Raw genomic sequence first — 13,451 nt, forward strand, 5'->3', positions numbered from 1 at the left:
GCGTCAAAGCTGATCCGCGCATCAGCCAGCCATCACCCCGCAGCCGCATCGCGCCTCAGCCGCACCCCAACACCTCCGGCTGCATCGGCTGCTAGGAACTCGACCCCGGCGGCTTCAAGGGCACCTTGCACGGCTTGGATCGTATCCAGCCCGCTGCTGAGGGTGCTGCCGCCCCGTGCTTCCATTTTCCGGATCGTCCCAACGTTGACGCCTGCTGCCGTGGCAAGAGCGATCTGCTCCATGCCCACAAGCGCCCGCGCTGCCTTCAGCTGGTTTCCCGTCGATAGCATTCCATACTCCGAATAGCTTTGATAACTACCATCGTAGCTATCAGGTTGACACTTCGTTACGAATGATTATGATATCTATCATAATCAATTTGAGGCGCAAAGCGATGCTGTTTAACCGTTCCACCATCTTCCGCCAGGCATGGACCGACGCCCGCGAGGTTCACGCAAATTTCACGCGGAACGCCCGAGTCTTCGGCCCTGCACCATCCTTGCAGTCCTGCTTCAGCAAGGCGCTGCGGGCGGCATGGGCGACGGCCAAGGCCGCAGCCGCCAAGGCCAAGGCCAAGCAGGCGGCACGGGCAGCCGTTTCGGCACTGCCAGTCGCAGAGCGGGCCCGCCTTGCCGCCGCAGCGCATGACGCCTTGGCCCGGCTCGCCTTTTCAGACGCCCCTCTTGCGGTGATCGCCAGCCGCCGCGCTGCCCTCACCGCCCAACTCGCAGCCCTCAACTGAACGGAGATCGAACCCATGCAAAGGCACAACGCTTGCCCGGTGACGGCCCTTGGCCTTGAAGCAGGAACCCTAAGCGCGCTTTACGATCAACTCGACGAGGCCGGACGGCTCGCCCAGCCCGAGGCCCGCGACGGGGCAGCCGGGCTACTCGACGCGATGACCGCAATCGAACACCTCGCCTCTCACCGCATCCCGGAAAGCGCGGCGGGGGCCTATTTCAAGGTTCTGCTGATCGTCGCGGACCTGAACGACCTGACCAACTGGCCGGACAGAACCGGCCCAGAGCGGGCGGAGCTTGACCGCCGCCTGAAGCGAAACATCCGCCACTTGCTCGACTTCCTCCGGCCCCATGCCGGGCCGGAAGTCGCCTTTTTCGACCGCGACGAAGAGCACATCAAGCGCCACTCACAGAGACCCGACGAGCTGCGGCAGCTTCTCGTCTCGCAATAAAGGATCGCGCCATGACACAGCACACAGATCAGCTGTCAGAACTGGTCGCCGTTTATCGTGCGGGTATCGAAGACACGATTGAAATTCTCATCACGCTGCTTGACCGGCTCGACGGTGACAGCGATTTTGAGGCCGAACCGGCAGAGGACAGCGGCATCTTCTGCGACCTCTGAAACGTCGAAGCTGACGCCAAGGGTAGTGCCAGGGCAAACGGGGAACTCAGATGATACGTTACGTCGCCTTTTTACATCAGGACGAGGGCCCCGGCTACGGCATCTCATTCCCGGATTTTCCCGGCTGCATCAGCGCGGGCGATACGCTTGAAGAGGCCATTCGAATGGGCACCGAAGCGCTGGGCTTCCATGCCGAGGTCATGCGCGATTATGGCGAAGTGATCCCGGCTCCCCGTGACCTTGCCGCCATTCTGGCAGACGACAGCCTTGCCGAATGGCGCGAAGGCGCGACCTTTACCGAAGTGTTCCTCATCATGGACAAGGGCGCGTAACGCGCCTTGAGCCGCCCCGCCTGAAGGGCTGCTATCCCTGTTCCGGCTCCCGTTTTGGGGGCCGGTTCCTCTTTGCGGCAGCCAGGTCAATCACCTCAGCCGGCGCTTTTTCCCCCTTCAATCCCGCCTCGATCCGCGCCCCAACCGCATCGGACAAAAGGCGGATCGGGTCCGCATCGGGGCTGACGTACCTGTTCGTCATTGTCAGGTTAGAATGCCGCAACAAATGGGAGATCATGAAGGCGTTACTCCCTGCCTGTCCGGCGAAGGTTCCGACCGTATGCCGCAGGTCATGCAGCCGCACGTCATCAAGCCCCGCATGGGCTCTGATACGTTGCCACGCGTTCTCGACCACCTCTTTCGAAACATGGCGCTTAGGGTCTGCATCGCGTGGCAGCACCCACGGTCCGCGCCGGGGCAGCCCGGCCAGGACGGCCAGCGCGCCCGCACCAACCGGATGCGCCCGCCGCCCGCCGCCCTTTCGAGCCGGAAAGGCAACGGTCCCGGCTTCTGCGTCAACGTGGTTCCACTTCAGCTCCAACACTTCCGAAAGCCGCGCACCGGTCAGCAAGAGTAACCGGATAGCCGCGATGCCGGGAGCGCTCACGGCGGCACGCCGGGCTTCGGTGTCTTTTGCAAGATGCTTGAGCGCATCGCCTTCAGCTTTGACCTTCCAGGGCAAACCCTTGGCTTCCGCCTCGTCCAGCGCCGCCCCCAGCCGGGCCAGTTCTTCCATGTTCAGAAAACGCTCACGTTGGGTTTCAGCGTAGCGCTTGACCAGCCGTGTCGGGTTAGAGTTTTCGGGACGGATGCCCCAAGTTTCCGCCAAATTGAATGCCTTGGACAGGATCGCGAGGGCAAGGTTCGCCTGTCGCGGCGTGTCCGCCAAGGCCCGATGCAGCTTGACCACATCCGCACGGCCAAAGCTTGCCAGTTTGATCTTGCCGACTCGGGGCTTAAGCACCTTCTCCACGATCCGTTGCGCATGCACGAGCGTGGTAGCAGCGTTATGCACCTCGACATGCTCAGATAGATACTTGTCTAGCAGGTCAGCAACGGTTTCAGCTGCCCGCAGTGCCTGCCGCTCCGCTGCCGGATCACGGCCCATCCGGACCTCACCCAGCTTTGCAGCCGCCAGCTTGCGCGCCTGATCGGGCGCAAGCTCACCGTGGCGGCCTATCACCATGCGCCGCGTCCGTCCCGCCTCTGTCCGATAGGCGATAACATAGCTCTTCACGCCCGCCGGAGTGATCTGCAAGCCGAAGCCCTTCAGGGCGTCATCCCATAAAAAGCGAAGCTTTTCCTGAGACTTGGCCGCATCAACGACACGTTTCGTTAGGTTCGGCATCGCAGCTCCCGGCCTTCCCGCCCCATGACGGCCATGACAACTCCTGTAAAAACAGTGACGACCTTAAGCCATTGTAAAACAACAATAATGACGACCATGACGGCGATGACGACCTTTCCCATATACTACATACACGCAAGCTCACACGTCGCACCCGGCCCCGCCTCCAGGTCGAACCACCCACCCTCTGCGGGCTTTCCATATAAACGGGATATAATCAGAAGGTGTCAAATTGCATCGCAGGGCATCGCAAGCCATACATACTAACTATTTGATTTTACGTAACTTATCGCAGTTGAACGCATCAGGTGATACATAAGAAATGAGATTTGTAATCAGGGGGTCACGGGTTCGAACCCTGTTGCCGGCACCACCTTCCCTTGGGAAGCCAGGGGTTTTGCATTTTCGATATCGGACGATTTTGAAGCAAGTGACGGCGCGGCGACGTGCTAATCGGTTTGCCTATTTCGTTTCTGAGAAGAAGGAGACGGAAATGCCAGAGCTCACACTAGAGGAGATCAAGCAAAAGATCGTCAGCGGACAGATTCAAGCCCTTACCGTTGATACCAACATATTCGATAAGTATGGAAGTAATCTTGAGCATCCTGTTTTGCTCGGCCTGTCCCAGCTCAAAAAAAATAACGTTGAACTTCTGCTATCCGAAGTTGTAGTTCTTGAGATCAATTCACATTTGATCGATAAAGCAGAGGAGAGCCAACGAAACCTTCGAAAATTTCTCAAGGTTCATCTGCGGCGCTGGCATCTAACCAAGACTCCCCCACTTGACGAATTGTTGTCCTTGTCAGTCGCCCCGGCCGACCACGCCAAGGATGAACTAGCGAAATTTCTTGAGTACGTGAACGGCACCTCGGTTGATATCGAGGATAACGTAGGAATCGCACCGGAGTTGGTGAAGCGGTATTTTGCAGCTATGCCGCCGTTCGAGTCTAAGGAATCCAAGAAGTTCGAGTTTCCTGACGCTTTGGCGCTTTTGAGCCTTGAAGCTCATGTCAAGGGTAACGAAGGCATTTTGATCTGCGTTAGCAACGACGGAGGTTGGAAATCGTTCGCTGCACAATCCAATCATCTGGTGATCGTAGATGACTTGGCAGTTGCTTTGTCGCTGTTCAATCAAGCGGGCGAAGATTTCGTGTCGGAGATAGTTCGCCTATGGCGGGATGAGGCCCTCGCAAACTTCGCAGCCGAAGTCACCACTCAGATCGAGTATTGGTGCGCCGATCTTCAATTTGAAGCCAGTGGAGATGGCCCGGCGTCCAGCTATGTTGACTACCAAGATGTGCAGTTCAGAACTATTGACGAAATCGGCGACCCTATAATTGTCAACTTTGGAGGGAGACAGATCACCTTCACGGTACGGCTATCGGTCACTTTGGATTTCTTCGCGGACTTCAACTTCTATGTCACCGACCACGTCGACGGTGACGAAGTCATAATCGGCAGCTCAAGCACAAGCAAAGAGTCTCAGGTCCAAATTGAAGCAACAATCACAGCTGAGTACGAAGACGGCGTAGATGACTTGGAAAACATCAAAGTCGTAGTTGGAAGCAAGCGCTTCGATGTAGATTTTGGCTATGTTGACCCCTTCACTGACGAAGATTCCATGTTCGAGAAATACTAAAATTCTATCGAAGAAATCTGATTTTTTGAAATAGTATCCAAAAAATTTCAAAAAGCCAATGCGTCCGGCATCCACTATGCTAAATGCGGTTGGCCGACTTCCTATCCAAGGTGGCCTTGTGGTGATATTGCCCTAGGCAACTGCAGCAATCTCCTGCAGGAAGTGTCGACTGCAGAGGCCACGCCATGATGAGCCTAACGAATTCTAGTTTTACTCAAAAGACACGCTAACCTTGCCGATTGCTATATTCTGAATGTTTCTGGGGGTTCGAACCCTGTTGTCGGCACCACCTTCCCATAAAATCTGACGGCCATCTCCGGTGCGGCAAGCGCCGGCGGGCTGCTGGCCATTCTTCCGTAAAGACGCTTCCGGAAAAGAAAACGGCAGCTCCCGGGGAGTGGGAGCTGCCGCTTCGCACGCAGACTGGTCGATGGGGAACTCAGCCGTTGCGGTAGGTGTAGCTGTAGCCGTTGATGGCCGGGGCGCCGCCGAGGTGGGCGTAGAGCACCTTGGAACCAGCCGGGATCTTGCCCTTGCGGATGAGATCGATCATGCCCTGCATGGACTTGCCCTCATAGACCGGGTCGGTGATCATCGCCTCGGTGCGGGCGGCCATGCGGATGGCTTCGTTGGTCTCTGCACTCGGCACGCCATAGGCCGGATAGGCATAGTCCTCGACGATGACAATCTCGTCCTCGCGCACCGGACGGCCCAGCTCCACCAGATCAGCGGTACGGTCGACGATCTCGCGCACTTGGGAGCGGGTCTGCTCCGGTGTGCCGGAGGCATCGATGCCGATCACCCGGTCGGCGCGGCCATCGGCGGCAAAGCCGACAATCATGCCGGCCTGGGTGGAGCCGGTGACGACGCAGACGATGATATAGTCGAAGCGGATGCCCATTTCGGCTTCCTGCGCCCGCACTTCTTCGGCAAAGCGCACATAGCCAAGACCGCCATAGGGATGGACGGAGGCGCCTGCCGGAATGCCGTAGGGCTTGCCGCCGGCGTCCTTCACCGACTGCAGCGCGTCTTCCCAGCTCTTGCGGATGCCGATGTCGAAACCATCGTCAACGATGCGGCTGTCCGCACCCATCAGGCGGGTGAGCAGGATGTTGCCGACGCGGTCATAGACGGCATCTTCATGCGGCACCCAGCTTTCCTGCACCACCACGCACTTGAGGCCGAGCTTGGCAGCAGTCGCGGCGACCATGCGGGTGTGATTCGACTGAACGCCGCCGATGGACACGAGCGTATCGGCCCCCGAGGCCAGCACGTCCGGCACGATATATTCCAGCTTGCGCAGCTTGTTGCCCCCGAAGGCAAGGCCGGAGTTGCAGTCATCACGCTTGGCGTAGATCTCCACGGCGCCGCCCAGTTCCGCCGACAGGCGGTCCAGCTTTTCGATCGGGGTCGGGCCGAAGGTCAGGGGGTAACGTTCGAATTTATCCAGTTTCAGCATTGCCTGCTCCACTCTTGAAAGGTGGCGGAACGCTAGCAGGAAGGTTATGAAAGGTGCTTGCAATCTTGGGCCTTCAATGATCGTCTGATTGCAGATATAGAGCTTTCAGATAACGATTATTCCGGATTTGATCTCTGTAATGAAAGAGTTTTTCACCCCTGAATCCCTCGACCGCATCGACCGGAAGATCCTGCATCTGCTGCAGCAGGACGGGCGCATGTCGAACGCGGATATTGCCGCAGCGGTCAATGTCAGTCCCGCCACCTGCCACCGGCGCATCCGGAGGCTGTTTGACGAGGGATATGTGCGGGACGTGCGGGCGGTGATCGATCTGCAGAAGGTCAGCCGGGGAGCGCTGGTCATGGTTGGGGTGGAGCTGGACCGCTCGACGCCGGAGAGTTTTGCCGCCTTCGAGGAGGCCATCCGCAAGCTGCCTGTCGTGCTCGACTGCCATCTGGTGGCGGGGGACTTCGATTTCTTCCTGAAGATCCGCGTCCGCGACATGGCCGATTTCAACCGCCTGCATGCGGAGCAGCTGATCGCTCTGCCCGGCGTGCGGCAGACGCGGACCTTCTTCGTCATCAAGGAAGTGGTCGACAATGCCCGGCTTGATTTCTGAAACCGGATCAACGCCCGGGGGACTTCCCCATTCCGGCAATCGCGCCTTGCAGCGGCGGGCAATCTGGCGGATGAATGGCGGGCGGCGCGGAGCCGCGGCAGATGCAGCACCCGAGTTCCAGAGCCAATGACCCAGAGAGAAATCCGCCCCGGCCGCATCGCGCTGGTTGCCAGCGACACGGAGGAAGCCCATCAGGCCCTCGTTTCGCTGACGGCGCTTTATGGCAATGCCACACCGGGCGAAGCGGATGTGATCGTCGCTCTCGGCGGCGATGGCCTGATGCTGCAGACGCTACACCGCTTCATGAATTCCGGCATTCCGATCTATGGCATGAACCGGGGGTCCGTCGGTTTCCTGATGAACGAGTACCAGGAGGATGGCCTGCTGGAGCGGCTGGCGGCCGCGGATGTGACGACGATCCACCCGCTCTACATGCAGGCGATCGATCAGGCCGGCGTGCAATACAGTGCCCGCGCCATCAACGAAGTCTCCCTGCTGCGCCAGACCTATCAGGCGGCCAAGCTGCGCATTTCCGTTGATGGACGTGAGCGGCTGGAAGAACTGATCTGTGACGGCTGCCTTGTGGCGACCCCTGCGGGCAGCACCGCCTACAATCTGTCCGCCCATGGCCCCATCCTGCCGATTTCAGCCCCGCTTCTGGCGCTGACGCCGATCAGCGCCTTCCGCCCCCGCCGCTGGCGCGGCGCGCTGGTGCCCAATCATGCGGTGGTGGAAATCGAGGTGATGGAGAGCGCCAAGCGCCCGGTCAGCGCCGCTGCCGATCACACGGAAATCCGCAATGTGGCGAAGGTGAGCGTGCGCGAGGACAAGAGCTCCGCCTGTCTGATCATGTCCGACGCAGGCCATGGCTGGGACGAGCGAATCTTAAGTGAAATGTTCCGCTATTGACCTTACGCGGGCATCAGCGGAATCTTCCGGTATTGGCGGCAGGGCAAGGACACCGATCATGATCAGCGACGAGGATCTTCAGGGCAGCGACGTGGAGTTCGTCAAGCCGCCAACGGACCTGCGCAAGAAGGTGCGGGTGATGAGCCCGCGCGAGGCGGCCAAGTTCGATCCCATCAAGGCGGCGGAAGCGGCGCTGGAGCGGCTCTCCGTCCAGTTCGACGGCTGGATGCACCGGGAGACCGAGCAGCTGTTTGCCGACTGGAGCGCCATCGAGGAGGAGGGGCTGAACGGGACGACCCTCGCGCAGCTTTACAACACCACCCACAATGTGAAGGGACAGGCGCAGACGCTGGGCTATCCGCTGGCCGGAGCCGTCGCCGCCAGTCTCTGCCATCTCATTGAGGCCGTGAGCACACCGGAGCACCTGCCGCTGACACTTCTGCGCCAGCATGTGGACGCGATCCGCGCCATCGTGGCCGAAGAAGCCCGCGACGAGGCGAACCCGACCGGCGCAGCGCTTCTGCATAAATTGCAGGAGGTGACGCAGGACTATATCGAACGCACGGTGCCTGTCAGGGACTGAGCCTGCACCCAGGCTCTGCCCTCACGCGGCGGCCAGAAGCTCGGTATTCACCAGCAGCCGCGCTTCCTCACGGGCCGCTTCCAGGACCAGCACCCGCATCAGGGCGAAGACATCCTCCACCCCGCCGCTGACAGCCATCTCCTCAAGCCCGGCACTGACCTCTTCCATCACCGCGCGGGTCGTGGCGGGGGGCTGATCCTGCAGGAAGCTGCAATCTGCCGCCCGGTAGGCTTCCACCATCAGCTGAAACACCGCGACCGTGCGCTGGGGCAGACCGGTGGCCATGAGCAGGGAGCGCAGGGCTCCGGCCCGTCCGGTGGCCAGCAGATCCGCCACCCGCGCCTGCGGCTGGCCGCAGAGGGCGGAGAGGCAGGCGGACAGAACCCGCAGCCGGCCCATGCCGGCAGCCCGCAGCATCAGCCGTGCCGTGAGCTGGCCGCGCGCGCGCAGATGCTCGACGAGACCGCCCAGTTCCGCATCCGTGGCACCGGCTGCCAGCACGACGGTTGCGCGCTCGCGGGCCTCTTCAAGATAGGTCTCTGCGCTTTCGGGAAGCGCTTCGCCCGCAAGCACCAGCGCCTGCGCCTTGAGGCCATCGGTCAAGGCCGTCAGCAGGGTGTGGCGGATGGTCAGAGGCAGGCCCGGCCGGGCCAGCAGACGGCTGCGCACGGCGGCGTCATCGGCAAAGCGTTCGGCAAGGCGGGACAGGCTGAAGGAGACGATCACGGCGCCGGGATTGTCGAGCAACACGGCGCAGGCTTCCGGCCCTGCGACTTCCGCCAGCGCGGCAGCGACGGGGGCAGAGAGGTTCCGGCGGCGGGCAATGGCGCATTGCACGGCGTCAGAGCCTTCGGCGGCCAGATCGATCAGATCGCAATCGGGCACCAGCGGCGAAAATTCGAGGATGGGGGCGGCAACCAGCGCCGTGTCACGGGCCAGCGCCAGCACCACAGGGCGCGGCGCATCCTCCCGGCGGGCGAACACATCCGCAAGGGCAAAGCGGACTTCAGGCGCCGGATCATCCAGCAGATAAGTCAATGCAGCCTGACAATCGCCCCGCTCTGCCTCGCTCATCGGCGAATGCAGGAAGGCGCGTGCAAGCGCAGCGGTGGCCTCGGCGCGCTCAGCAGGCGCTGCCGTACCGGCCCAGGACAGAAACTGACGAATGATCATGACGCGTGACCCGAACACACAATGCACCTCAACAAGGTGCAAATCACACTGCCACGCAAAGGCTTAACGTTCGGTTCACCATAAATGAGGCAGAGGCCTGCCGTGGCTCATACCGCCCGCTCAGGCAGGCGGCAGCAGATCGCGCTTCACGCCAAGCGGCGCATAGTTGAGGAAGCCGGTGAGGTCCAGAGGCCCTTCCTGCGTCTGCGCAATCGCCCCTTCCCCGCCCGCAAGCTGGGCCACCACACGGGTGCCACCAACGGCGCGCGAGAAGACGTGATCATCCTTCACCCCGGCAAAGGCGGCCAGATAGCTGCCGGACATGGTGGCCGTGCGCGAGCCTGCATCATCGCGGAACAGAGCCTCGAAGGGCGCGCTGGTTTCCGCAGCCCGGAAGGCGCTGTCCACCCGTGCCCCGACAGGATCGCCCGAGCCCGCCTCTTCGGCAAAGCCGGTGAGGATGCGGCTCTTCGGCAAGTCATCCGTTCCCTGTCCGGTGGCAGATGCCACCATCACCGCGGCGGCCCCATCGTGCTTGCTGACGAGGACATCGTAGACCTGCGCCAGCGTCCGCGGAGATCCGGCGCCATCATAGAAGATGGCCCGGTTGGCCTTGGCCTGCGCCGGGAACATCTGGGCGGCGGAACTCTCCGGGTTCACCTGCGCGGAATTGATCAGCCGCGAAGCCCCCTGCGCGCCGAGGAAATGAGCGATGTAAAGCTCACCCTGGTTCGGATCCCGGCCAAGGCGGTTGGAGAGAAACTCGGCATTCTTGCGGGTGAATTCGCCAGCCATGCGGGAGGAAATCTCCGGATCCTTGCGCAGGTCCAGAATCTCCTGACGCATATCGGGATCGCTGACCCGGTACTTTCCGGTGGCGGTTCTTTCGATCTGATCGGCATAGGACTGCAAGCCGTGCCTGCCGCCGCTGTCCTTGACGGTTTCAAGCCAGGTCTGTTCGACAAACTGGAACAGACCGGTCGCACTGGAGGTCTTCGACTGCGCTGCGGGCTGGAACGAGGATTCCCGCGCAGCCGTCTTCAGCAGGTAGTCAAAGGACGTCCCCGTCGTTGTGCTTGCGGTCTGGAAGGCCTGCTCGATCCGCGACGCGATCGAGGTGGAGTCTGCAACACGCATGAACCCGTCTCCCCGATGTAAAGATTACCACGCGGTTAAGATCTGGCCCAAATGGTTAACAAAAAGTTAACAAGCATCCAAAGCCGGTTAACGAGCGCCATTTTCAACGGGAAAGCGGGCAAAATCCCTGAGAGATATACCGATAAATTACCGGAAGAACCCGGATCGCAAAGCCTGAGGCTCCCGCGATCCGGCAAAAGCGACTCACCCTTTGGGGCGGGTGAGCTCAAAAACGTCACGGGTGACGTCATAATCCTTGTAACCAAGGCGGGAAAGCAGCTCCAGCCGCGAGGGCACGACGCGGCCATTCTCGATGACGCTGTCATCGATATGAACGCCGATCACCTGCCCCAGAACCATGTAGCTCTGGACCGCATTGCCATCGAGGTCCTTCAACTGCTGGATCTGCAGCATCCGGCACTCAAGCGCCGCCTTGGCCCGCTTCACACGCGGCACCTTGACCAGATTGGAAGGCGCCATTTCGAGGCCGGCCAGCTCGAATTCGGACACATCGGGACCAACGGGCGCAGAAGACGCATTCATCTCATCGCGCAGATCATGGCTGACGATGTTGCAGACGAATTCGCCCGTCGCCTCGATGTTGCGCACGCTGTCCTTCCAGCCGGAGGAGGAGAACATGACGATCGGCGGCGCATCGGCCACGGCGTTGAAGAAGCTGTAGGGGGCGAGATTCGCCGTACCCTCTGCACTCAGCGACGAGATCCAGCCGATGGGCCGCGGCGCGACAAGGGCCTTGAAGGGGTTGAAGGCCAGCCCATGAGCATTGGAAACGGTGTCATAGAACAACGGCTTACTCCCCGGCCCAGTGGCTGACGATGCTGGCAAGCTCCGGGCGCGGACGCTCGAACGGCGCCTGCGTCGGCGTGCCGATGTGGATGAAGCCGGCAAACCGCTCGCCCTCGGCTGCGCCCAGATAACGCGCTGCCTCGTCATCGAAACTGTACCACTCGCTGATCCACTGCGCGCCGAAACCGGCTGCCGTGGCGGCTGTGAGAAGGTTCATGCAAGCGGCACCGGCCGACAGTTCCTGCTCCCACACAGGGATCTTCGGATGAACGGCAGCGCGGCTCAAAACGCCGATCACGACTGCCGAGCGGATGAAGCGGTTCAGTTCCTGCGTTCTCTGAGCTTCGGAGAGCGGCCCGTTGCGGCTTTCGGCCAGCGCGGCCAGATGCTCACCGATTCTGCTGCGCGCCTCCCCTGCGTAGACGACAAAGCGCCAGGGCGCGAGCTTTCCGTGATCCGGCACGCGCGCACCAATGGTGAGGATCTTTTCCAAGGTTTCCGCATCCGGGCCCGGCTCGGACAGGGTGATGGCCAGATGCGACCGGCGGGTCAGCAAAAAGTCGGTAACATGCGGATGCGGCTTGGCAAATTCGCTCATCGGAGCCTCTGAAACGGTGGGGTGAAATCCTGGCGAAAGTGGTAAGCTTTTAACCTCACTTGTCAACCGGGCTTGCATGCGACTTGAATTCGCCCGATTTTCCGGGCCATTAACGAAATGGAAACGGATGCGGCAGCCCATGGCTGGTGCTGCCGTTGAATATCCAGTGGCCTTGGCGGGTCTGACAGAAGATCCGCGGCGAGTGGCAGAAGGCCGGCGCAGGAAAAATGATGACGGGAAACAACCGCAGCGCAGGACTGGCACGTGCTTCAAGGCGTGCTCTGACAGCAGCCCTTATGGCTCTTTTTGTGATGCAGACGGCGGCGGCGGCCCAGGAAGCCACGGCCACCCCTGCGGACCAGCAGCCCCCCTCTCTGGATGCCGGCACGGCTTTCTCGGCTCCGCTCTCCCCTCCCACGCCTCTGGGCAAGCCGCATGGTTTCGGCCCCGCGGAAGGCACTTCGCCGGATCCGTCCGAGGTGCAGGGAGCCACAGCGGCGCCCCCGCTCCTGTCGCCTGAGGATCCCGCCAGCCGCTTCAACGATGCGCTCGTGCCCTATGCCCCGTCGAACACGCTGACGGATGGCACCCAGTCCGGCCTCGAAAAAGGCGCGGTCTATCTGGTTGCCCGGCTGACGGAAGGAACAGCGCAGATCTCCGATGGCCTTATCTGGCGTGTCTATGGCGAAACCCCGAATGCCAGCGGCGAACTGGAACTGGTGGCAACGGCCATGGGCGGGGATGCGGAGTTCCGGCTCGATCCGGGCGCCTATCTCATCCACACGTCCTATGGCTTTGCAGGCTCCACCAACCGGCTTGTCGTCGGCCGCGGCGTCTATTCCAAGACCGTGGTGCTCAATGCGGGGGGCGTAAAGCTGAACGCAGCCCTTGGCCCGGATGATCCGCTGCCGCCAGATGACCTGCGGTTCGACATTCTGGGCATGAATTTCAACGCCATCGGCGAACGCGAGGTCATCGTTTCCGGCGTGAAGCCGGAGGCCATCGTGCGCCTCAATGCGGGCACCTATCATGTGGTCAGCCGCTATGGCGATGTGAACGCCATCGTGCGGGCGGATATCTCCGTGGAAGCGGGCAAGCTGACGTCGGCGACACTTTTCCAGAATGCGGCCAGTGTGACGCTCAAGCTCGTCAACGATCCGGGCGGCGAGGCGATTGCCAACACGGCCTGGACCATTCTCACCCCCGGCGGTGACACGGTGGTGGAAGGCAACGGCGCCTTCCCCTCCTTCGTCCTCGCGGCAGGCGAGTATGAGGTGGTCGCCCGGAACAATGGCGTCAACTACAGCCGCAATTTCATGGTCGTCTCCGGTGAGAACGAGGAAGTCGAGGTGCTGGCCCGCACGGAAACCTCCAACGTCAGCCAGCTGCCGCAGAATTGACAGGCACACCCCGGCAGACATGAAAAGACCGCCGCGGCTTGCGCCACGGCGGTCTTTTTTTTCATGTCAGTTCGTATGCTGC

16 protein-coding genes are annotated in these 13,451 nt (G+C 61.2%); 9 read left to right on the forward strand and 7 right to left on the reverse strand.

All coding sequences use genetic code 11. The features are described 5' to 3' along the window. Positions 1-32: 32 nt before the first annotated feature. Positions 33-290, reverse strand: a complete 258-nt coding sequence (locus AC0CMF_RS06430) for a helix-turn-helix domain-containing protein (RefSeq protein WP_472481256.1) — start codon at positions 288-290, stop codon at positions 33-35. A gap of 104 nt (positions 291-394) precedes the next feature. Between AC0CMF_RS06430 and AC0CMF_RS06435 the strand changes: the two genes are divergently transcribed. From AC0CMF_RS06435 to AC0CMF_RS06450, 4 genes are read left to right on the forward strand one after another with little or no spacing between them, the layout of a single operon-like run. Continuing rightward, the gene (locus AC0CMF_RS06435) at positions 395-742 is read left to right on the forward strand and encodes a hypothetical protein (protein WP_472481258.1); all 348 of its coding nucleotides are present in this window, start codon (positions 395-397) and stop codon (positions 740-742) included. A 15-nt stretch (positions 743-757) separates the two neighbouring features. Beyond that, complete coding sequence (locus AC0CMF_RS06440) at positions 758-1,192, forward strand: hypothetical protein (protein WP_472481260.1); 435 nt, start codon at positions 758-760, stop codon at positions 1,190-1,192. Between the two features lie 11 nt (positions 1,193-1,203). Next, positions 1,204-1,365 (forward strand): hypothetical protein, encoded by a 162-nt coding sequence (locus tag AC0CMF_RS06445; RefSeq protein ID WP_157757185.1) that lies wholly within the window; start codon positions 1,204-1,206, stop codon positions 1,363-1,365. A 50-nt stretch (positions 1,366-1,415) separates the two neighbouring features. Beyond that, on the forward strand, positions 1,416-1,697 hold the full coding sequence (locus tag AC0CMF_RS06450; protein WP_082676073.1) for a type II toxin-antitoxin system HicB family antitoxin: 282 nt from the start codon (positions 1,416-1,418) through the stop codon (positions 1,695-1,697). A 31-nt stretch (positions 1,698-1,728) separates the two neighbouring features. Here the strand turns inward: AC0CMF_RS06450 and AC0CMF_RS06455 are convergent, their stop codons facing one another. Further along, a complete protein-coding gene (locus AC0CMF_RS06455; RefSeq protein ID WP_472481262.1) occupies positions 1,729-3,045 on the reverse strand; it encodes a tyrosine-type recombinase/integrase in 1,317 nt (438 codons plus the stop codon). A gap of 493 nt (positions 3,046-3,538) precedes the next feature. Here AC0CMF_RS06455 and AC0CMF_RS06460 point away from each other — a divergent pair, with 493 nt between their 5' ends. Continuing rightward, positions 3,539-4,684 carry a PIN domain-containing protein gene (locus tag AC0CMF_RS06460; RefSeq protein ID WP_374630965.1) on the forward strand — a complete coding sequence of 382 codons (1,146 nt, stop codon included), beginning with the start codon at positions 3,539-3,541 and terminating at the stop codon, positions 4,682-4,684. Between the two features lie 439 nt (positions 4,685-5,123). On the opposite strand, the gene AC0CMF_RS06465 is transcribed toward AC0CMF_RS06460, so the two are convergent. Beyond that, the gene (locus AC0CMF_RS06465; protein WP_019962500.1) at positions 5,124-6,143 is read right to left on the reverse strand and encodes a 1-aminocyclopropane-1-carboxylate deaminase; all 1,020 of its coding nucleotides are present in this window, start codon (positions 6,141-6,143) and stop codon (positions 5,124-5,126) included. Positions 6,144-6,282: 139 nt separating this feature from the next. On the opposite strand from AC0CMF_RS06465, the gene AC0CMF_RS06470 reads away from it, so the two are divergent. The 3 genes from AC0CMF_RS06470 (at position 6,283) to AC0CMF_RS06480 (ending at position 8,254) form a co-directional block, all read left to right on the forward strand. After that, the gene (locus AC0CMF_RS06470) at positions 6,283-6,762 is read left to right on the forward strand and encodes an Lrp/AsnC family transcriptional regulator (RefSeq protein ID WP_374630963.1); all 480 of its coding nucleotides are present in this window, start codon (positions 6,283-6,285) and stop codon (positions 6,760-6,762) included. Positions 6,763-6,888: 126 nt separating this feature from the next. Continuing rightward, on the forward strand, positions 6,889-7,671 hold the full coding sequence (locus AC0CMF_RS06475) for an NAD kinase (protein ID WP_050471342.1): 783 nt from the start codon (positions 6,889-6,891) through the stop codon (positions 7,669-7,671). A 58-nt stretch (positions 7,672-7,729) separates the two neighbouring features. Beyond that, positions 7,730-8,254 (forward strand): Hpt domain-containing protein, encoded by a 525-nt coding sequence (locus AC0CMF_RS06480; protein WP_374630961.1) that lies wholly within the window; start codon positions 7,730-7,732, stop codon positions 8,252-8,254. A gap of 21 nt (positions 8,255-8,275) precedes the next feature. Here the strand turns inward: AC0CMF_RS06480 and AC0CMF_RS06485 are convergent, their stop codons facing one another. From AC0CMF_RS06485 to AC0CMF_RS06500, 4 genes are all read right to left on the reverse strand, one after another. Continuing rightward, positions 8,276-9,427, reverse strand: a complete 1,152-nt coding sequence (locus tag AC0CMF_RS06485) for a DUF2336 domain-containing protein (protein WP_374630959.1) — start codon at positions 9,425-9,427, stop codon at positions 8,276-8,278. Between the two features lie 120 nt (positions 9,428-9,547). Beyond that, a complete protein-coding gene (locus tag AC0CMF_RS06490) occupies positions 9,548-10,564 on the reverse strand; it encodes a transglycosylase SLT domain-containing protein (protein WP_374630957.1) in 1,017 nt (338 codons plus the stop codon). Between the two features lie 204 nt (positions 10,565-10,768). Beyond that, positions 10,769-11,371: a flavin reductase family protein gene (locus AC0CMF_RS06495; protein ID WP_050471336.1), complete on the reverse strand. Its 603-nt coding sequence runs from the start codon at positions 11,369-11,371 to the stop codon at positions 10,769-10,771. Positions 11,372-11,375: 4 nt separating this feature from the next. Beyond that, on the reverse strand, positions 11,376-11,969 hold the full coding sequence (locus tag AC0CMF_RS06500) for a nitroreductase family protein (RefSeq protein WP_374630955.1): 594 nt from the start codon (positions 11,967-11,969) through the stop codon (positions 11,376-11,378). Between the two features lie 296 nt (positions 11,970-12,265). Between AC0CMF_RS06500 and AC0CMF_RS06505 the strand changes: the two genes are divergently transcribed. Then, entirely contained in the window at positions 12,266-13,369 is a 1,104-nt protein-coding gene (locus tag AC0CMF_RS06505; RefSeq protein ID WP_122519800.1) for a hypothetical protein, read from the forward strand. Positions 13,370-13,451: the final 82 nt, after the last annotated feature.

The organism is Pannonibacter sp. CBAS1226 (assembly GCF_055685825.1).

Coding starts and splice junctions, on each gene's coding strand:
- AC0CMF_RS06430 (WP_472481256.1), bottom strand. CDS start 290: ATGCTATCGACGGGAAACCAGCTGAAGGCAGCGCGGGCGCTTGTGGGC.
- AC0CMF_RS06435 (WP_472481258.1), top strand. CDS start 395: ATGCTGTTTAACCGTTCCACCATCTTCCGCCAGGCATGGACCGACGCC.
- AC0CMF_RS06440 (WP_472481260.1), top strand. CDS start 758: ATGCAAAGGCACAACGCTTGCCCGGTGACGGCCCTTGGCCTTGAAGCA.
- AC0CMF_RS06445 (WP_157757185.1), top strand. CDS start 1,204: ATGACACAGCACACAGATCAGCTGTCAGAACTGGTCGCCGTTTATCGT.
- AC0CMF_RS06450 (WP_082676073.1), top strand. CDS start 1,416: ATGATACGTTACGTCGCCTTTTTACATCAGGACGAGGGCCCCGGCTAC.
- AC0CMF_RS06455 (WP_472481262.1), bottom strand. CDS start 3,045: ATGCCGAACCTAACGAAACGTGTCGTTGATGCGGCCAAGTCTCAGGAA.
- AC0CMF_RS06460 (WP_374630965.1), top strand. CDS start 3,539: ATGCCAGAGCTCACACTAGAGGAGATCAAGCAAAAGATCGTCAGCGGA.
- AC0CMF_RS06465 (WP_019962500.1), bottom strand. CDS start 6,143: ATGCTGAAACTGGATAAATTCGAACGTTACCCCCTGACCTTCGGCCCG.
- AC0CMF_RS06470 (WP_374630963.1), top strand. CDS start 6,283: ATGAAAGAGTTTTTCACCCCTGAATCCCTCGACCGCATCGACCGGAAG.
- AC0CMF_RS06475 (WP_050471342.1), top strand. CDS start 6,889: ATGACCCAGAGAGAAATCCGCCCCGGCCGCATCGCGCTGGTTGCCAGC.
- AC0CMF_RS06480 (WP_374630961.1), top strand. CDS start 7,730: ATGATCAGCGACGAGGATCTTCAGGGCAGCGACGTGGAGTTCGTCAAG.
- AC0CMF_RS06485 (WP_374630959.1), bottom strand. CDS start 9,427: ATGATCATTCGTCAGTTTCTGTCCTGGGCCGGTACGGCAGCGCCTGCT.
- AC0CMF_RS06490 (WP_374630957.1), bottom strand. CDS start 10,564: ATGCGTGTTGCAGACTCCACCTCGATCGCGTCGCGGATCGAGCAGGCC.
- AC0CMF_RS06500 (WP_374630955.1), bottom strand. CDS start 11,969: ATGAGCGAATTTGCCAAGCCGCATCCGCATGTTACCGACTTTTTGCTG.
- AC0CMF_RS06505 (WP_122519800.1), top strand. CDS start 12,266: ATGGCTCTTTTTGTGATGCAGACGGCGGCGGCGGCCCAGGAAGCCACG.